Annotated in this window: 16 protein-coding genes and 4 tRNA genes; 8 read left to right on the plus strand and 12 right to left on the minus strand. The window is 54.6% G+C overall.

The genetic code is table 11. From position 1 onward, the window contains the following. Positions 1 to 690, plus strand: a complete 690-nt coding sequence (locus AWU82_RS28200; protein ID WP_064378860.1) for an endonuclease — start codon at positions 1 to 3, stop codon at positions 688 to 690. Between the two features lie 56 nt (positions 691 to 746). On the opposite strand, the gene AWU82_RS28205 is transcribed toward AWU82_RS28200, so the two are convergent. Both AWU82_RS28205 and AWU82_RS28210 read right to left on the minus strand, forming a co-directional pair. Beyond that, positions 747 to 1,649: a siderophore-interacting protein gene (locus tag AWU82_RS28205; RefSeq protein ID WP_064378859.1), complete on the minus strand. Its 903-nt coding sequence runs from the start codon at positions 1,647 to 1,649 to the stop codon at positions 747 to 749. Positions 1,650 to 1,736: 87 nt separating this feature from the next. After that, positions 1,737 to 2,102, minus strand: a complete 366-nt coding sequence (locus AWU82_RS28210; RefSeq protein WP_064378858.1) for a hypothetical protein — start codon at positions 2,100 to 2,102, stop codon at positions 1,737 to 1,739. Between the two features lie 250 nt (positions 2,103 to 2,352). Here AWU82_RS28210 and csrA point away from each other — a divergent pair, with 250 nt between their 5' ends. Next, a complete protein-coding gene (gene csrA, locus AWU82_RS28215; protein ID WP_003179932.1) occupies positions 2,353 to 2,547 on the plus strand; it encodes a carbon storage regulator CsrA in 195 nt (64 codons plus the stop codon). Between the two features lie 207 nt (positions 2,548 to 2,754). Here csrA and AWU82_RS28220 read toward each other — a convergent pair whose 3' ends face one another. Beyond that, positions 2,755 to 3,210: a DUF2214 family protein gene (locus AWU82_RS28220; RefSeq protein WP_064378857.1), complete on the minus strand. Its 456-nt coding sequence runs from the start codon at positions 3,208 to 3,210 to the stop codon at positions 2,755 to 2,757. Between the two features lie 672 nt (positions 3,211 to 3,882). Here AWU82_RS28220 and AWU82_RS28225 point away from each other — a divergent pair. The 5 genes from AWU82_RS28225 (at position 3,883) to AWU82_RS28245 (ending at position 8,585) form a co-directional block, all read left to right on the plus strand. Further along, positions 3,883 to 4,839 (plus strand): tyrosine-type recombinase/integrase, encoded by a 957-nt coding sequence (locus AWU82_RS28225; protein ID WP_064378856.1) that lies wholly within the window; start codon positions 3,883 to 3,885, stop codon positions 4,837 to 4,839. 611 nt (positions 4,840 to 5,450) lie between these two features. Further along, a complete protein-coding gene (locus AWU82_RS28230) occupies positions 5,451 to 5,858 on the plus strand; it encodes a hypothetical protein (protein WP_064378855.1) in 408 nt (135 codons plus the stop codon). A 2-nt stretch (positions 5,859 to 5,860) separates the two neighbouring features. Beyond that, on the plus strand, positions 5,861 to 6,151 hold the full coding sequence (locus AWU82_RS28235) for a hypothetical protein (protein ID WP_064378854.1): 291 nt from the start codon (positions 5,861 to 5,863) through the stop codon (positions 6,149 to 6,151). Next, positions 6,138 to 7,601 (plus strand): DEAD/DEAH box helicase, encoded by a 1,464-nt coding sequence (locus tag AWU82_RS28240; protein ID WP_064378853.1) that lies wholly within the window; start codon positions 6,138 to 6,140, stop codon positions 7,599 to 7,601. The genes AWU82_RS28235 and AWU82_RS28240 overlap by 14 nt, the downstream gene beginning before the upstream one ends. Positions 7,602 to 8,234: 633 nt before the next feature. Then, positions 8,235 to 8,585, plus strand: coding sequence for a hypothetical protein (locus AWU82_RS28245; protein WP_064378852.1), 351 nt, complete (start codon positions 8,235 to 8,237; stop codon positions 8,583 to 8,585). Between the two features lie 679 nt (positions 8,586 to 9,264). Here the strand turns inward: AWU82_RS28245 and AWU82_RS28250 are convergent. Beyond that, positions 9,265 to 9,684 carry a hypothetical protein gene (locus tag AWU82_RS28250; RefSeq protein WP_064378850.1) on the minus strand — a complete coding sequence of 140 codons (420 nt, stop codon included), beginning with the start codon at positions 9,682 to 9,684 and terminating at the stop codon, positions 9,265 to 9,267. 522 nt (positions 9,685 to 10,206) lie between these two features. After that, positions 10,207 to 10,283: transfer RNA gene (locus AWU82_RS28255), tRNA-Val, on the minus strand. Between the two features lie 184 nt (positions 10,284 to 10,467). On the opposite strand from AWU82_RS28255, the gene AWU82_RS28260 reads away from it, so the two are divergent. After that, positions 10,468 to 11,751, plus strand: coding sequence for an NAD(P)/FAD-dependent oxidoreductase (locus AWU82_RS28260; protein ID WP_064378849.1), 1,284 nt, complete (start codon positions 10,468 to 10,470; stop codon positions 11,749 to 11,751). Between the two features lie 50 nt (positions 11,752 to 11,801). On the opposite strand, the gene AWU82_RS28265 is transcribed toward AWU82_RS28260, so the two are convergent. From AWU82_RS28265 to AWU82_RS28295, 7 genes are all read right to left on the minus strand, one after another. Then, a complete protein-coding gene (locus AWU82_RS28265; RefSeq protein WP_064378848.1) occupies positions 11,802 to 12,773 on the minus strand; it encodes an XdhC family protein in 972 nt (323 codons plus the stop codon). 2 nt (positions 12,774 to 12,775) lie between these two features. After that, the gene (locus AWU82_RS28270) at positions 12,776 to 14,011 is read right to left on the minus strand and encodes a c-type cytochrome (protein ID WP_064378847.1); all 1,236 of its coding nucleotides are present in this window, start codon (positions 14,009 to 14,011) and stop codon (positions 12,776 to 12,778) included. Between the two features lie 2 nt (positions 14,012 to 14,013). Continuing rightward, entirely contained in the window at positions 14,014 to 14,553 is a 540-nt protein-coding gene (locus AWU82_RS28275) for a (2Fe-2S)-binding protein (RefSeq protein ID WP_064378846.1), read from the minus strand. Continuing rightward, positions 14,546 to 17,377, minus strand: a complete 2,832-nt coding sequence (locus AWU82_RS28280) for a xanthine dehydrogenase family protein molybdopterin-binding subunit (RefSeq protein WP_064378845.1) — start codon at positions 17,375 to 17,377, stop codon at positions 14,546 to 14,548. Before AWU82_RS28280 ends, AWU82_RS28275 begins: the two co-directional genes overlap by 8 nt. A gap of 421 nt (positions 17,378 to 17,798) precedes the next feature. After that, a tRNA-Asp gene (locus tag AWU82_RS28285) sits at positions 17,799 to 17,875 on the minus strand. A gap of 93 nt (positions 17,876 to 17,968) precedes the next feature. Continuing rightward, positions 17,969 to 18,045: transfer RNA gene (locus AWU82_RS28290), tRNA-Asp, on the minus strand. A gap of 55 nt (positions 18,046 to 18,100) precedes the next feature. Continuing rightward, positions 18,101 to 18,176 (minus strand) — tRNA-Val (locus AWU82_RS28295). Positions 18,177 to 18,182 lie beyond the last annotated feature (6 nt).

Genomic DNA, 18,182 nt, shown 5'->3' on the forward strand with positions numbered 1-18,182 from the left:
ATGATTCTGCGTTTTGCTGCTGTGCTGTTGCTGTTCATTTCCCTGGGTGCGCAAGCTGGCGCACCGCGTACGTTCACCGAGGCCAAGAAGGTCGCCTGGAAGCTGTACGCTCCACAATCGACCGAGTTTTATTGCGGGTGCAAATACACCGGTAACAAGGTTGATCTGGCCGCCTGCGGCTACGTCCCACGCAAGAACGCCAAACGGGCCTCCCGCATCGAATGGGAACACATCGTTCCCGCATGGCAGTTCGGCCATCAACGTCAATGCTGGCAGGAAGGCGGTCGCAAGAATTGCACCCGCTACGACCCTGGCTATCAGAAAGCCGAAGCCGACCTGCACAACCTGGTGCCGAGCATTGGCGAGGTGAATGGCGACCGCAGCAACTTCAGCTATGGTTGGCTGCCGGTCGAAAAGGGTCAGTACGGCTCATGCCTGACTCAGGTCGACTTCAAGGCGAAGAAGGTCATGCCCCGCCCTTCGATTCGCGGCATGATCGCCCGCACCTACTTTTACATGAGCAAACAGTACGGCTTGCGCCTGTCGAAGCAGGATCGGCAGCTGTACGAAGCCTGGGACAAGACTTATCCGGTGCAAGACTGGGAGCGTCAGCGCAACCAGAGCGTGGCATGCGTGATGGGACGCGGCAACGAGTTTGTCGGCCCGGTGAACCTGAAAGCCTGCGGTTGATTGTTTGATCAAAAGAAAAGGCCTTGAGCGATAAACTCAAGGCCTTTTTTTTGTACTCAACCTCCGGACTTGTTGTAACGCCAGTAGCCCATCAGATTGAGTGACTCTCGAGGGATGCCGCGCTCCTTGATCAGGTATTTGCGCAGGCTCATGACCGCTGCAGATTCTCCGGCGATCCAGCCATAGAATCCCTCGGTAGCCGTATCGGCGATCTCCCAGAGAATCTCCTCTTCGATGTCGACATCCGCCAGTTCGACCGCTTGCCCAACAGGCGATGCATCCACAGGCAGCTTTGCCTGCCGCACGGCGTCCACCATCAACCTGCCAGCAACTGCATGATCGCGGATCAGCCATTGCACCGAAAGTCCGGGCCATTCAGGAACGGCCAACCTGTCTTCACGACTGTCGACCTCAAAAAACGCCTGGGTCTGCGGCGGCTCAGCCAGAGTCGCCAGCTCTTCCAGAATACCCATGGCGGCCGGCAAGGCAGTCGCATCGGCGACCAGCAGAAGTTGCTTGAGCGTTTGCGGTGGCTTCCATTCAAATCCCCCGGCCTCTTGTGCCGAGAATTGGCTGTCAGGTGCCAGAATCTGCATCGACTCGCCAGGCTGGGATCGCAACGCCCATCGGGAGGCTGGGCCGGTTTCGCCGTGCAGGACGAAATCGATATCCACTTCGCCCACTTCGGCACGCAAGTGGCGGATGGTGTAGGTGCGCATCGTCGGGCGACGATCAACCAGCATCGAGCGAAAACGGGCGTACCATCCTTCCGCCTGAGAAAGCCTGGCGGGTGAGCCGTCTGCTGCCGGGAAAAACAGCTTCACTCGCTGATCCGGCGCCCAGGTAGCCATCTCGGTGACCGCCGGGCTTGCGAGGGTGATCCGCATCAGATGCGGGCTCAGATGTTGCTTGTGACGCAAAACAACGTCGAACAACTTGTAAGGATTGGCGGAGGCCATGCGGAGCTCCTTCTGGGTATCTTCGGTGATTGCTTTAAAAACGAATCACGGGGGACACCCTTTAGTCAGCTCCGCCGAATGGATCGCTTATTGCGCCGACGTGCGCTCGATCACCAGCGTCTCGATGTTCTGCTTCTTCGCCTTGATCAGCGCTGCATTCACATCCGCCTGACGCGCCTCGGCGTCAGCCTTCGAATTGAAAGGACCGAGGAGAATCCGAGTCTTGCCGCTGGCATCCTTGACAACACTGGCCACAAAAGCATGCTCGATCAGCCAACCACTGAGATCGCTCACGGCTTGAGGGGTTTCACCGCGCACTTCCAGATCCCATTGAGGACCCACCGCAGCAGGCGCTGTTACCACAGCAGGTTTCGGCTGTTGTGCATCCACACTCTTGCCTTCGCCACATCCTGCCAATGCCAGTGCCGCGACTACCCAGACCAATTTGCGCACAACGCTTCCCTCTGAATTTTCAAAGCGGCGATCTTAACATTCGAGAATACTTTCGCAGCCCCGCAAAATGGGCACAAAAGGACGAGATTGATGCTGGCAGCCCCTGTATAGTTACGCGCTGGGAATTAATGCCGCTGCTGCGCGTCAGAAAGAGGCACCCAAACTGTAAAACTTCGCACTAATCTATACGTACCACCGACCTCTGCACTGTCTGAATCAGGTGCCCTACAAAGCAATCAAGGAGAAGACCATGCTGATACTCACCCGCAAAGTCGGTGAAAGCATAAATATCGGTGATGACATCACGATCACCATTCTAGGCGTCAGCGGCCAGCAAGTTCGAATCGGCATCAATGCTCCGAAGAACGTTGCAGTGCATCGGGAAGAAATCTACCAGCGCATCCAGGCTGGCCTGACCGCCCCGGACAAGCCACAAACGCCCTGAGCCCTATCGCAGTCAGTAGCCAGTTCGTTTGCCTGCGCGCAATGACTGGCTAAAGATTCAAGCGCCGTATTGCCATTCCCCCACCTCTTTGGTGACGGCGCGTGCTACGCCCCTTCCTGCCTCAACCCTTCTCGCAACCGATACTAACCGTCATTCCATGGACTGGCTGTCGGACATTTCCGAATAGCGGTTGGGAATCTCGCCCGCCTAGCCGAATGTAATGCCACGGGCCATCCCGGTGGCTGCCACGACCATCAATATCAACAGCAGCGCTTCGGCATGACTGATCCGTGCGAACACCTTCGCACGCCCTGTATCAGGGACAACGCCGCGCGCCTTGGCCAAACGCCATTTGATCAGGGTGATCATCGGCACCAGCTCCAAAAGCAGAATCAGCACAAACAGCGTCATCTTCAGATGGAACAGCGGCTGATGCAGGTAGTAGTCGGTTCCCTTCTCATAACCGGCAAAAGCGCGCATGCCACCGGTGATAAGCAACACCAGCGCCGAAAGCCCCCACAGATTGTCGGCAAGCAACACGCGCCCGACCTCACCCGCGCCGGACGCCAGACGACTGAAGGCGGCCCCACGCGTCAACACCGCCCAGAAACCTATGGCAAACGCCAGTAAATGAATCGCTGCAAGAAACCAATGAACCAGCATCGATGAACTTCCGTCCGGCAGAGTTGAAATCAGCCTGACAGTAGTAGTTGAAAAATTGTGAGCCTGCTTGTCACTCCTCCCGGAAAAACAGAAGCGGGCGAAGCGAGAGACTGGACAGAGGTGCAGGGAAGGCAAATCGCGGGCAAAAAAAATCCCAAGCAGCTGATGGAAGCTTGGGATTTAAAAATGCATAAACCGTGGTGGTGAACGCGGGGCGGATATTACTGATTTATTTGCCTCGTAACAACGATTTTTTGATAACCGGATGGTTAATAAAATCCGTAACCCCTTAAATATCCACACTATTTAAAAGGTCGCCCATGACATTCAGCGGACGAATGGATCAAAATCCATTGCGATCAGTACTTTCGATACCACCCGGGCCGGCGCGCCTGAGCTGGCGACTCATGAATACATCCCTGCAAATGCGCGAAGTGTAGCTGCGGTCGACCAAGCCGGATTTTGCAAAGGTTTTGCAAATCGCAAAATGCAAAAAGGGGTCACCGTTTCCGGTGACCCCTTTAGACCGCCCAGCAGAGCGGATTTTGTTTGGTAGGCGCGATTGGACTCGAACCAACGACCCCCACCATGTCAAGAGCCACCATGCTAGGCGCTAAGCCACGAAGCTTAAGGCCCTAAGAGAACGCCCATTCACATTATGAGGCGTCAACAATGGCTAACATCCGCTCCCTACCGTCAGGTAACTGGAACGCTCAGGTACGCTTGAAAGGGAAACCTGCCCAGTCTAAAACCTTCCCCACTCAAGCACTGGCACAAGCATGGGCTGACCAGCTTGAAGCTGTCACCAAGGAACACCAAACCCATACGCTTTACACCTTGGGCATGACCTACTGTGAAACCCTACTCAAAGGCAAGGGTAGCTATGACCATGCAATCAAGATCGTCGCCCAGCTCTATGCTGCATTCCCTCAGTCAATCCATGACATCACCCCTCAGCTAGTCAATGACTTCAAGCTGAAGCGTCTACAAACGGTCAAGCCTGCTACCTGTCGCATTCAGTTAGCGTTCATGTCCCGTTTCTTCAGGTTCGCTAAGCGTGGCCTGCTAATCGACATACACAATCCCGTAAGTGACATAGCCCTACCCAAGCCAGATAAATCTAGCGACAAGGTAATCAGCGCAGGCGAGCTTAGACAATTGCTTAACAAGCTCTCCCCCACCATGGCTCTCATCGTAGAGCTTGCCTATGAAACAGCTATGAGACGTTCAGAAATACTCAAGCTGACGACTCACTGTCTTCACCTGGATGAACGAATTGCGGATGTTATTGATGGAAAGAACGGCACTAGGTCTGTGCCCCTAACCATCAGAGCCGTGGAGTTACTGAAAGAAGCCCAGCGCCTTGCATTAGCAGACCGAGCAAACAAGGGAAGACTGTTCACTGTGACGCCTCATAGCGTCTCACAAGCTGTCAGGTTAGCAAGGAACAAAGCAGGCTTAGACAATAGCGTTAGGCTTCATCAGTTAAGACATACACGCATTACTAACGTAGCCAAGAAAGGGTTCAACAACGCTCAGATAATGATTGTGTCGGGACACAGGGATACTAGGTCTGTAGCTAGATACTCCCACTTGAACGCTAAGGATGTTCTCCACTTGATTGATTAAACGCCCTGCAAGCTCATAGGAGCGACGATAAATAGAAAACCCACCGACACAGCCAGCCAGCTAAGCAGCCCCTTTCATAGGGGCTTACGGCAACAATGAGTAATGGGATGATGAAGACTGAGGATTATCCTTAGAAATAATTCAGCAGAATGAATCTGAAACAACTGACTTGAAAAAATTCCACACTCACCCTGTAGTCTTTTTTCTCAAATATAAGTATATACTAGTATCGATATTGAATTTTCTCTACCTCCTAATTGTATTGGAGATAGAAGTGTGCCCATTCAGAAAATACAGTATCGCTCAAAACTCGACAACAAGAGCATATAACCATGAATATTACGCTAGAAGAGATCGTAGCCGTACAGCATCAAGCATTAAACACACTACCTCGCAAGATTATTTATCTACTAATCCGCAATGGCGAAGATGATACAGGGTGGACCACCATCTCTAGAGGAACATTCGCTAGCGCAACCGCACTACCACGCCGAAGCGTTGACTACGTAACAAAACACCTAATCAGTGTTGGCCTTATCGAAAGACGCAAGTCGGCAGACCACAGTAACGCAACCTATCAATATCGCGTGATTGAAGCTTAAGGAATCAACATGAAATATGTAACCATGCAACAAGTGCGACAACTAGCTTACGAAACTGGAAACTCCCCTCAAGCCGTTCTGACAGAGCTATTTGCTAATGGATATCAGATTGCAGAGGAAGCCCCTCAACCTAGAGGTAATCCGCTCGCCTCATCTAAAGACGCTTTAGCGCAATGGAAAGCATCAAAACAGAAAGTAGCTGATGAGCTTTATCGCAATGACCCATTGGTAAGAGAGCTTATCGATGTTGATAACACTTACAAAGGGTTTGGCACCCAACCTCAGAAAAGCGTTGTGGTGCGAGATGAAGCAGGGAATATTACAGGCACTACTAAATCCATGCTTAATGGGGCGACCCAACGTGAACAAGCCGAACTTATGGCCGCTATTCGCGCAACCTACACTCAAGGAGAATAACAATGGGCAACACCTATCTCAACGAAGCGGAACTGTACGCACAACAAGAACGGCGCTCTGCCCTAGAGGCAATTGATTGCAGCATTGAGCAGAAGAATCGACATATCTCAGGCATCCGCGACTACAAACACATTGAATATGGCATGAACTCGTTTGGGTTCTATCAAGTTCTAGCTGTCAAGGGGCATAAGGCAGTACCCCAAGAACTTTCAGGACACTTCACCACTCCCTCCTACCTCATAAAAGAAGTAGACAACCTACTCCGCGAAGGAAAGCTGATTGAACCTAAGTGAACCTAAGATTATTTACGTAGCAGAAGCTACGCCGGGCACAGGCAAGACAGAACAATTCATCAGAGAGCTAGATACTGATCCTTACAAACGTTACCTTTACGCAGTTCCTACCAAGGTACTATCCAAGGACGTTGTAAAACGTATCCAAGCCATTGGCATCAACCACGTTTGCGTAATCAATAGTGACACTCATAAGCATGTCACTGACACCGTGGAATGTGCGCTTCTAGAAGATGACCCCAAGGTTCTTATCATTACGCATAAGACCTTGCTAGACCTTGATCCTTGCTATCTACAAGACTGGGTTGTAGTCATTGATGAAGTCCCATCGGTCGCTAATAATCTTACCAGAGATATTGGTGATCATGCCTACACTAACTTCCTTGAGAAATTCATTGAGATTGATGATGACTCGACCAAAGCGTCTATCAAGCGAGGAATGACCAAAGAAGCACGAGCGATTTACTCAGACGTGATAGATGACAAGGGAATGTCAACTATCACTACTTGCCTAGGAGCACTACTCAGGGGCAAGGCAGACGTATTCATCAAGGAATATCTGAGCAAGAAAGAAAACAAGTGGAAATGGCAAATCAGGGTAATCGATTACTTTGACCTAAGCGGAATATATGAGCACGCCTCTGAGACACACATCCTCGGAGCCAACGTCACAGGCACCCTCGCCTATCAACACGCCCTCACCAAGGGCTACGCCATTACAGTCTCTAAATTCACACCAGAATACAGAGGCTATAAGTTTGCAAGCTACATCTACCCATTGATTGGAGGCAGCAAGGTAAGCAAGACCATGTTACTTACGCTCCCTGATGGAAATGTAGCGGAAGAATGGAATGATAGAGTATTTGGGCATGATCTATTACGGGACGCTATCGAGTTCGTTCAAGGAGAACCTATCCTTGTTCAAGTTCATGAGTGGTGCAAATACCCTTTCGACGATCACCCCAATGTAATACGCATCCCCTTTGATGCCAGGGGATTGAATGGATATTCAGACGTACACCATACCCTTTCTCTGATACATGGAAATCCTAACCCTATTGACGATCAGAATAATTCTGAGATGTTAGAGAAGATGCTAATCCCCTCATCTGTAGGCAAACAAGCAATAAAAGACGAACGCTATAGAGAATTGATATTCCAAGGTGCTACCCGTAGCAGCATCAGGACGTTCAACAATGACAGACCTACTATTCACTTTGTTCCTACTGAAGAATCAGGTTTGCATCTTGCGTTCGACCTTAAGGGTTGCCATCACATACTGAAGGATTTCACCAGACCAGCACCTTGCTCAAACTCACGCAGCAAGCTAGAGGATAACATCTTTAAAGCCAAAGAATTATCCGCTGAAGGCTTATCACTCAGGAAGATCGCATCAATAATGGACGTTAGCAAAAGCATTGTATCCAGATGGCTAAAGGCAACTAACTGACGGATAAAACTGTCCACTTTCTCTTAGAGTATCTTTAAGGAATTGTGGACACTTCACATATCAATATACTTAAGAGCAAAAGCAACGTCGGCGCAGCCGACAAAGAGCACGCATTAAAAAGAGAGAATCAAAAGCGAAGCACCTGTTAGCAAACCGCTCTTGATCTTTCTTTATGCGTATGCCACTCCGTGGCGCGCTCTTGCTCTTGCTTCTGTCACGCAGTGACGTTCAGACAAATTACCAATGGATCATTAACATGTCAGATTCAGACACAATTAGACTACCTAGCTTCACCTCATTTGCAATCAGAAATATAGTTATCTCTAGAGGCCTAGCCAAGGAGATCATTCACAAGCGCAATGACCATCAAGCGCTATACAATATCTCTCTTAACAATCGCCTCACCCTACAAGCCGTAGGTTATATCTCTCGATGCGACCTTAAGAGAATTCAGGAAGCGCCAGCAATTTAAACAGTGACCTACCTACTAACCCTCCTGCTTTGCATTCAATACTCGCAGTTATTAATATTACAGATAATGCAGAACTACAGCGTTCTAGCCATAGCACTGAACATCATCTGCTACTCACTCACCTCAATAATCATAATCAAACACACAAAACAGAGAGCACCATGAACCTTACAGAGAAAGACAAGACCGAATACATTGAGACTAACTCACACTGCGACCTAGCTAAACGTCTAGGCGTGACAGTGCTCACCTTAGATATCTACGCTGAAGAACAAGGGTGGAAGGAGGAACACCGTATCTATTGGCATGACAAGTCAATTGAGATATTGAAACAAGAGTTAGTCAATGGAAACATTGCCGCAGTGAAGGAGATGCTTAAGGTAACTGGTAGCGTGAGACCAGTAGGACGCCCAAGGAAAGCAGATGTTGAGCGTGAAGTAGCGATCAGCAAACGTATTGCTGACGAATATGAAGCTGACGTGCAGAGACTCAGTCTTGTAGGCGGCAAATAGAATAATTTATTTATTAAAACAGAGGAGGTGTAATGGTGCCCAACGCTACTAACCAGATTAGCGATACTTTCTAGCAAGGTAGAATCTTAGCAGCGACATTATAATAAATCGGACAATCATAGCTACAGCCACGAGAATCAAAGCACCTATGATCTTGCCCTTGAATGCCGCTATACACAACGCAGCAATCAAGACCGAAGTCATGAGCACATTACATAGCAAACCAATGGGGTGATACAACGCAGTCATTTTTATCATTGAGGTCAAGCGTGACTGATCGCTATCCATTGCAGCCATCCATTTTGATATAGCTATGACATAGAGAGCCTTACGCTCGGTTCTAGGTACTCACCTAGTGCCCCTTTGGGGTGCTCAATGCGTTACCACACTGGCCGTTCTTCACAGGAGCTAAAGCCTCCCGTGCCTGATAGTTCAGCTATCAGTAACCTGCCCTCCTAACAACGCCAAAAGGGGTAAGCGCTCCACCTCTGAGGGTGGCACCTCGGCCTGTCTATCAACCACCGGCTCGGTCTTCTGAGCGTTCACACCACCACTACACCATCGAAGATTCGCTATGATGCTACTAACATTGAACCGCCTCACTCTCTGAGACGTACAGTTCAGCGTATGCTAGGCCCGTTTACCTAATGCAAGTTTATAGCTCTTGGCTACTACCCTGTCAATGTTTACGATCAAGCAGGAGATCAACCAGTTTCTCGCTCATTCTATACATTGGTGCGTTGCCAGGCGTAATGTCTTTGATAAGCCCCTGATCTAAGAGAAACTGTATTGCAGGCTTCAGATCAGGAAGCTTATCAGTGTGAAGTTCGAAGCAAGGCTCATTTATAAAGCCGATCATCGTTGAACTCTTCTTAACAAAAAACTCGCGAATCCCACTGGCCCCTTCAGTTTTTAGATCACGCTCCATTTCTTCTATGACAGCCGGAAATCTGCTCTTAATCTCACGCCAAAGCTTCTTCGACTTCTTCTCTTCTTCCTTACTCCTACGAGCATCCGTGTACTTATCGGCGAGATAATTTCCCGCAGCACCTGTAAATGCACCCGTTAGAAATCCAATAGCTAGTGATAGAAAATCCATTTATTCTGGCCTGCATTTAATAATCCAGCATTAATAGCAGTATGCCTTATTTTCTGCTAGAAATTCATGAGCCACATTGCATACATAAGCACCCCACCCCCAACCCCCTTCCCACCCCCTGTTAAAGAAACCCTCACAGAATTTCCACAGCGTCGCTCATGGCGTCCGACACGCAACACATAGCGTTGGGGTGTAGAGCGTGGCCGTCAGGCGTCTATCGCCTCACAGCAGGCACGTAGCTCAGTTGGTTAGAAAGCCTGCCCTTGTGAGGCACGAACAACGGGCAAGGGAGTGAGCTTGCGAACGTACCACCACCTAGACAAGAAAGTGCTAGAGCCATACGTATCAATAGGTTAGGGAGAGTCGTTCACAATTCTGACTGTGAACAGAGGCAGGCGAGAATCCACGTTCACATTGCCTTGTGTGAACGAAGCCTATAATTTGTGAACGTTTTCTTAGGCAAAGAAAAAGGGGAACCCTTTCGGATTCCCCCTCACACCGCCCAGCAGAGCGGATTTTGTTTGGTAGGCGCGATTGGACTCGAACCAACGACCCCCACCATGTCAAGGTGGTGCTCTAACCAACTGAGCTACGTGCCTGCTGTGAGGCGGCATTCTACGGAATTCCGGAGGGGTGTCAACACCTTTTTTTCACCTAACCCTATGAATATGCAAAATATTTAATTTCGACCCGGCGCAAGAAGATTTCCCCGTAGCTGGCGGAGGTTTTTCAACTGGGGTAGGATCGCTGCACTCGTAAAATATATTAAACAGAGGCTGCAGGATGGCGAACACCCCTTACCCAGAGTCTTATTACGCTGCGTCGGCCAACGCCGTACCACCACGCCCTGCTCTGCAGGATGACGTGGAGACGGATGTCTGTGTGATCGGCGCTGGCTATACGGGACTTTCCTCGGCCCTGTTCCTGCTTGAGAACGGTTTTCGCGTGACCGTGCTGGAAGCCGCCAAGGTCGGTTTCGGCGCTTCGGGGCGTAATGGCGGGCAAATCGTCAACAGCTACAGCCGTGACATTGATGTGATCGAACGCAGCGTCGGCCCGAAGCAGGCGCAACTGCTCGGGCAGATGGCGTTCGAAGGCGGCCGGATCATTCGTGAGCGCGTCAGCAAGTACAACATTCAGTGCGACTTGAAGGACGGTGGCGTATTCGCCGCCCTCACCGCCAAGCAAATGGACCACCTCGAATCGCAGAAGCGCTTGTGGGAACGCTTCGGCCATACCCAACTGGAACTGCTCGATCAACGCCGCATCCGCGAAGTGGTGGCTTGTGATCAATATGTCGGTGGCATGCTCGACATGAGCGGCGGCCACATCCACCCGCTTAACCTGGCGCTGGGCGAAGCAGCCGCTGTGGAGTCCCTGGGCGGCACCATCCATGAGCAGTCGCCGGCCGTGCGCATCGAACGCGGCGCCAACCCGGTCGTGCACACACCGCAGGGCAGAGTCAGGGCCAAATTCATCATCGTGGCCGGCAACGCCTACCTCGGCAATCTGGTGCCGGAGCTGGCGGCCAAATCGATGCCATGCGGCACTCAGGTCATCACCACCGAGCCTCTGGGCGATGAGCTGGCGAAATCCTTGCTGCCGCAGGACTACTGCGTCGAAGACTGCAACTACCTGCTCGACTACTACCGCCTGAGCGGCGACAAACGCCTGATCTTCGGCGGCGGCGTTGTATATGGCGCGCGGGATCCGGCAAACATCGAAGCGATCATCCGCCCGAAAATGCTCAAGGCCTTCCCGCAGCTCAAGGACGTGAAAATCGACTACGCCTGGACCGGCAATTTCCTGCTGACCCTGTCGCGCCTGCCTCAGGTCGGACGTCTGGGCGACAACATCTATTATTCTCAAGGCTGCAGTGGCCACGGCGTGACCTATACACACCTGGCCGGCAAGGTACTGGCCGAGGCTCTGCGCGGACAAGCCGAGCGTTTCGATGCGTTTGCCGACCTGCCGCACTACCCGTTCCCCGGCGGGCAACTGCTGCGCACACCGTTTGCCGCACTGGGCGCGTGGTACTACGGACTGCGCGACAAGCTCGGTTTCTGATGCGCGAAAAAAAGGGCCGCTGAAAAGCGGCCCTTTTTTTCGCGCATCAATCACAACTGATCCCGTGCAATCCCGCTGCGAATCCGCAGGATATCTGCGAGCACCGCCAAAGCAATTTCCGCCGGCGTCTTGCTGCCAAGGTTAAGACCGATCGGCGCATGAATCCGCGCCAGCTCGCCCTCCCCCAGACCGCCAATCCGCCGCAAACGCTCGAAGCGCTTCTGCGACGTCTGCTGCGAGCCCATCACGCCGATGTAGAACGCTTCGGTGCGCACGGCCTCCATCATCGCCAGATCGTCGATGCGCGGATCGTGGGTCAACGCCACCACCGCTGTATCACGGTGGCAACCGCCATCGGCGATGAACACCGACGGCAATTGTCGGCGAATCTCCACGCCATTGAGCACCACGCCTTCCAGCACTTCATCACGCGGGTCGCAGAGAATCACTTCGAAGCCGAGACCGACCGCGAACTCCGCACAGGCCTGCGCCACGCTGGAATAGCCGGCCAGCAGCAAACGCTGGGCGGCCCCGATGCGGATCCGTACCCGGTCGATTTCACGCTCGATCCGCGCGCCCTGCTCGCGATCGGCAAACAGGCTGCGCGCTCCGGTGGTCAGATCGACCTCGCGAATCAACCGGCGCTGCCCCAGCAACGCCGATTCGAGTTCACGCAGGTGCGCCTGCACATCGCAGCCGGCGTCAAATTTCTCTACCAGCACATCGAGAATGCCGCCGCACGGCAGGCTGACCCGCGAACGCGGATCGTCACCTTCGCCATAACGCACGACATTGATCGAATCGAGAAACGCACCTTCGGCGACGCGCTCGAGAAAGTCTTCCTCGACGCAACCACCGGACAACGACCCGATCCACTGCCCGCCGTCGTTCACCGCCAGCAGTGAACCCGGCGCGCGGGGCGCCGAACCATAGGTGGTCAGCACGGTGCAGAGCCAGATGCGCTGCCCCGCCGTCGACCACTCCAGCGCCCGACGCACAACCTGCAGATCGAGATGCTGCATGATCAGTGCGCCTTGTGCTCGATGGACGGAGCGTCAGCCTGGAGCTTCTGCACATCGCCGACCGCCAACTCGGCCGACTGACCACCCCAGCCCTGACGCAGGTAGTTCAGCAGATCGGTCAGTTGTTCGGCACTGAGCTTGTCGGCAAAACCCGGCATCGGCTGCATGTGTTCGAACCCGGCGAATTTCTGTTCGCCGATGCCATCCTCGATCACGCGCAACAGGTTGCGTGGGTCTTCCAGACGCAGCGTGGTGTTGCCTCGCATGGCCACCGCGATGTGCGGCTTGCCCTCGCCACCGGCCGCGTGACAGCCGGCGCAGACGTTCAAGTATTCCTGACGGCCGCGTTGAGCGCTGGCACTGAGTTTTTCCACCGGCACGTCGGTCAGTTCTTTCGCTGCCGGAGGCTGATCGCCCAGCAGGAAAGTCGCCATCGCCGCCAGATCAGGATCACTCAGGCCCTGAGTGCTGTTGTGGAACACCGGAAACATCTCGTTGAACATCGTGCCCTGGGCGCTCATGCCGTGCTTGAGGAACGTACTCAGGTCTTGATGATTCCAGCCGCGCGCCGCCAGATCAGTGGCCAGCAGGCTCGGTGCCAGATACCCGTTGAGGATGCCGCCGGTCAGGCGCTTGTCCAACTGCATCGCGCCCGGCAGGCCGCGTGGCGTATGGCATTCACCGCAGTGGCCAAGCACTTCGACCATGTACTGGCCGCGTTTCCAAGCGTCGCTTTTGCCTTCGGCGAGCTCCAGCTTCAAGGCTTTGCCGTACATCATGTTCCAGCCGATCAAGCCCGGACGCACGTTGAACGGGAAGCTCAGGCTGGTCACCGGTGCGGCACGCTCGATTGGCTCAATGGTTTTCAGATACGCGTGAATCGCATCCGAATCCGCACGCGGCATCAAGTGATACGAGGTGTACGGCATCGCCGGGTACAGATTGGCGCCGTCACGACGCTTGCCTTCGGTGAGCGCAGCGAAGAACTCGTCATCGGTGTAGAGACCGATGCCGTGCTCTTTGCTTGGAGTGATGTTGGTGCCGTAGATCGTGCCGAACGGCGACACGATCGGCAGCCCGCCGGCAAATGGCGCGCCACCCGGTGCGGTGTGGCAGGCCATGCAGTCGGCCGCGCGGGCAAGGTACTCGCCGCGCTTGACCTGATCATCCGCGTGCACCGCCAACACAGGCGCAGCCAGCCCGACCGCCAGGGCCAGGCGGGTCAGTAGTTGCTTCATGCTTAACCCTCCTTGACCAGGCCGAGATCGGTCAACACGTTGCGGGTGGCGTTGTAGTAACGCACGTACCCAGTGCAACGGCAGACGTGATGGCCGAGGCTGTCCTCGATGACTTGTTCCAGTTTGCTTTTGACGATCGGCTGGCGTTGCAGCTTTTCCACCAGCACGGTCGCGGCGTTGACGAAGCCCGGTGCGCAGTAGCTGCACTGGAAGGCGAATTCGTCGACGAAGCGCTGCTGGATCGGGTTCAGCTCGGTCACCTGGCCTTGCTCGTCACGCTTGGCGTGGCCTTCGATGGTGCGGACTTTCTTGCCCTCGAAGTAATGCGCGCCGGTGATGCAGGTGCGCACTTCCTCGCTGGTGCCGTCCGGGTTGTCGACGATCACCACGCAGGCGTGGCAGATGCCCTGGCCGCAGCCCAGGCGCGAACCGGTGAGGTTCTCGTATTCGTGCAGGTAATCGATCATCGGCAGGTCATCAGGGATGTCCACCGGGCCGACGGATTGACCGTTGAGGGTCAGTTGAAGCGGACGGTTAGCCATTGAGGGCCTCCTTGATGCGCGCAGCAGTGATTGGCAAATCGCGAACACGTTTACCGATGGCGTGGGCCACGGCGTTACCGATGGCACCGACCACCGGGATCATCACCACTTCGGCAATGCCTTTGGACGGGTCGCTTGGGGACAGCGGCGGCAGGATTTCCGAAGTCTGCTTCCACACCGCCACATGCCGTGCCATCGGCAGGCGATAGCGGTTGAAGTTCCAGTCACCCTCCCCCGGCCCGCCTTCGTACAGCGGCATCTCTTCCATCAAGGCGTGACCGATGCCCATGGCGATCCCGCCTTCGAGCTGGCCACGAACCAGTTCTTCGACCAGCACCCGACCGCATTCCAGCCACGAGTGATGGTTGAGCACTTCGACTTCTGCCGAACCTTTGTTGACCTTCAACTCCACCAGCGTTGCGACCGGGCTGTAGTAGGTCACAGCGGCGTTGTTCAGTTGAACCACCGGATAGGCAACATTCTGCCGATCCAACAGGTGGAAACCGGCACTGGTCATCTGTGCCTTTTTCGCTTTCGGGGCGCCGTCGCCGTACTTCACCGCCAGACCGTCGAGCGGCAAACGCTCGCGCACGCCATCGATGCTGTATTCGGCTTCAGCCCAGCTCCAGCGGTTGAAACCGTGAACCGTGGCGCCAGTGACCAGACCGCGCTCGTGGGCACGCTTGGCCAGCTCTTCGAAAGTCAGTGGCTGCATGCCGTTGGCAGTCAGTTTGCCGTCGACCCAATGCGCATCTTCGCGACGCACCACGTAAGGGTTGGCCTGACCGCCGTACGGGCCCTGACGCCAGATCTCCAGCGCTGCCGGCCACAGACCGTGGTTGAACAGCACGCGCGCCGCTTCACGGGTGGCGTGACTGAAGTAATAGGCGGAGTTGGTCGCGGACGAGGCCGACGCCAGTTTGCCGACCCAGCGCGGGTTACGCAGGAAGTTGTCCTGCTCGGCCTGGCTCATGATGTAAGGGTTGCCGGCGGTCACCAGTTGCATCTCATCCCACTCGGTTTCGCCAGTCTTCACGTCGTGAGCCGCGCTGCCGAGGAAATCAGCCACCACCAATGCTTGCGAGGTGGACATGCCGGTGCCGATCTCGATGCCGATGTGACGCAGGGAAATGCGCCCGTCAGCGGTGAACTCGATGCTGGCCATCGGCGCTTCGGAACCGGTGCCGAAGTCTTTCTGGCAAATGGCGAAACCCACGCCATACCAGTTGTCCGGATCCGCTGCTTCACGCTGTTTCTTGATCGCGTCGCGGTTTTTCCAGACTTCGTGCAGCGAAGCCTTGTCGAGAATCTCGTGCAGGCGCAACGCACCGGCCGGGATCGCGCCCTGAGTGTTTTTCATTCCCGAGCGCAGCGCGTTCTTGCGGCGCAGATCAATGGCATCGACACCAAGGCGATCGGCGATTTCGTCGACCATCATCTCGGTGGAAGCCATGCTCTGCAGGGTGCCGTAACCGCGCATCGAACCTGCTTCAACGGCGCGGGAATGGTAAGCGGTGACCTGCAGGTCGTTCTGCGGCATGTAGTAGATCGACTGCGCCGCCGTAGCGCCAACGGCGGCCACCGACGGGCTGTAGTTGATCCGACCGCCACCGTCGACGCTCATCTCGGCACGGAAAATCTTGAAGCTGTGATCGGTCTTGTCCACTGCCAACTGGTAGCGGATGTCGAACGGGTGGCGCTTGATGCCGCTCTGGAACTGCTCGTAGCGGTCGTTGGCCAGGCGAATCGGTACACCCGCACCGTACAACGCCGCCAGGGCTGCGTAGTAGACGAAAATGTTGTGGTCCTTGGAACCGTAACCGACGGTGTAGCCCGGGTGCATGTTCAGGTTCGCCAGGCCGAAACGCGACGGCCCGATCATCTTCGCGGTCTCGGTGGCGGTTTCCAGCGGGCATTGAGTGGCGACGACGAAATGCAGGGTCTTGGTCGCCGGATCGTACCAGCCGTTGCCGTTGTCCGGCTCCATCGCGGCCGGTTCGATCGACGGGGTTTTGTAGCGCTCGTCGAACACCAGCCAGTTGTCCGGCGGGGTATCGATCTCTTTCTTCATGCGGTCGGCGTAGAACAGGCCGCGCTCGGTCAGGTTGCCGTGCAGGTTCGGCTGGGAATTCCACACCGGACGACGGTTTTTCAGCATCGGGAACAGGATCGAGTCCTTGAGGCTGGCGAATTCGTCTTCGTCTGCCGACGTCGAGCCACCGACCCGCACGTAGCGGAAACTGCCATAGGGATCGCCTTCGTAGAACGGTACTTGCGCACCGTAACGAATCGCTTTGTCATTGAATTTGAGTTTGTTCTTGGCCTGACGGAACCGCTCGAAGTCGTTCCAGATCAGGATCGCAACCGGGTGGCCGATGAACATCGGCACTTTGCCTTCCGGCAGCAGCGGATCCGGCGCGTGCTCTTCAGGGAACACAATGCCGTCCTTGTCCAGGTCGGCGGCGGTGACGATGCGATCAGGCTGCAGATCAGCGCCGAGCCACGACAGGTCATAGCCGTCGTAGATGCGGTTAGCCTTGATGGTTTTCAGCAACATGGCGTGGCCTTGCTGCTGGGGCCAACCCGGCATGTCCTTGGAACGGATGTCGCGGGCAAACACTTTGCTGCCGCAGACCTTGGACAAGGCATCGTTACGCTGGCGTGCCTTGCCGTTGCTGCCGAGCCATTGCTCGGACGGCACAGTCACGCTGTTTTCCATCAAGGCAGCCAGCGCCTGACTGCTGAGCGGCGTGAGCGTGACACTCACACCCGCCACCAGCCCGCCCTGGAGGAACGAGCGCCGGGATATTTCACGGTTGGACATGGATCATCCTCTGGGCGGTTATGGATCCGCCCTTCTGGTTATCTACTGGGAATCTCGAGTCTTGCAGAAGCCCTTTTTGACGAAGCAAAGGGCGTGATGACAGTGCAAAGCTGACCGAAAGGTTAACTTTATAGGTTTCTGAGCTCGCAGCAAACAACCAGTTACAAAAATTTGACCAAAGAATCAAAAAATCAATGCGGCATTGCATCGCAGCGACTCAGAGACGCAGGTAGATTGCCCGGCAGCATCGAACGAGCCACGGCTAAAGTTCGTCGCCGGCTTTAAGGGAGGAATTTGGGAAAGGTCAAATTTCAGACACAAAAAACCCCGGTCTTTCGACCAGGGTCTTTGCTATCGATGCCGAATCAACCAGAGGTCGCTTTCGGTGCTTCAAGGCGTTCAGTGGTCCTTGAAACAGATATGGCGCAGCGGACGGGACTCGAACCCGCGACCCCCGGCGTGACAGGCCGGTATTCTAACCGACTGAACTACCGCTGCGTATCGCTTTGAGCTTGCGCTCAAGTAACTCGTTTGACTGAAAGCTTCGGTGCTTTTCAATCGCGAGCCAGACAGTGTCTGACTCGTTAAATATGGCGCAGCGGACGGGACTCGAACCCGCGACCCCCGGCGTGACAGGCCGGTATTCTAACCGACTGAACTACCGCTGCGCGTCGGTGCAGGCACTTTCAGCCTACGCTCTTGCTTACGCAAGTATCTCGGGAGTGGTGGGTGATGACGGGATCGAACCGCCGACATTCTGCTTGTAAGGCAGACGCTCTCCCAGCTGAGCTAATCACCCGTTTGC

It is taken from the genome of Pseudomonas glycinae, from assembly GCF_001594225.2.
Lineage (GTDB): Bacteria > Pseudomonadota > Gammaproteobacteria > Pseudomonadales > Pseudomonadaceae > Aquipseudomonas > Aquipseudomonas glycinae.

Coding starts and splice junctions, on each gene's coding strand:
- AWU82_RS28200 (WP_064378860.1), top strand. CDS start 1: ATGATTCTGCGTTTTGCTGCTGTGCTGTTGCTGTTCATTTCCCTGGGT.
- AWU82_RS28205 (WP_064378859.1), bottom strand. CDS start 1,649: ATGGCCTCCGCCAATCCTTACAAGTTGTTCGACGTTGTTTTGCGTCAC.
- csrA (WP_003179932.1), top strand. CDS start 2,353: ATGCTGATACTCACCCGCAAAGTCGGTGAAAGCATAAATATCGGTGAT.
- AWU82_RS28220 (WP_064378857.1), bottom strand. CDS start 3,210: ATGCTGGTTCATTGGTTTCTTGCAGCGATTCATTTACTGGCGTTTGCC.
- AWU82_RS28225 (WP_064378856.1), top strand. CDS start 3,883: ATGGCTAACATCCGCTCCCTACCGTCAGGTAACTGGAACGCTCAGGTA.
- AWU82_RS28230 (WP_064378855.1), top strand. CDS start 5,451: ATGAAATATGTAACCATGCAACAAGTGCGACAACTAGCTTACGAAACT.
- AWU82_RS28235 (WP_064378854.1), top strand. CDS start 5,861: ATGGGCAACACCTATCTCAACGAAGCGGAACTGTACGCACAACAAGAA.
- AWU82_RS28245 (WP_064378852.1), top strand. CDS start 8,235: ATGAACCTTACAGAGAAAGACAAGACCGAATACATTGAGACTAACTCA.
- AWU82_RS28250 (WP_064378850.1), bottom strand. CDS start 9,684: ATGGATTTTCTATCACTAGCTATTGGATTTCTAACGGGTGCATTTACA.
- AWU82_RS28260 (WP_064378849.1), top strand. CDS start 10,468: ATGGCGAACACCCCTTACCCAGAGTCTTATTACGCTGCGTCGGCCAAC.
- AWU82_RS28265 (WP_064378848.1), bottom strand. CDS start 12,773: ATGCAGCATCTCGATCTGCAGGTTGTGCGTCGGGCGCTGGAGTGGTCG.
- AWU82_RS28270 (WP_064378847.1), bottom strand. CDS start 14,011: ATGAAGCAACTACTGACCCGCCTGGCCCTGGCGGTCGGGCTGGCTGCG.
- AWU82_RS28275 (WP_064378846.1), bottom strand. CDS start 14,553: ATGGCTAACCGTCCGCTTCAACTGACCCTCAACGGTCAATCCGTCGGC.
- AWU82_RS28280 (WP_064378845.1), bottom strand. CDS start 17,377: ATGTCCAACCGTGAAATATCCCGGCGCTCGTTCCTCCAGGGCGGGCTG.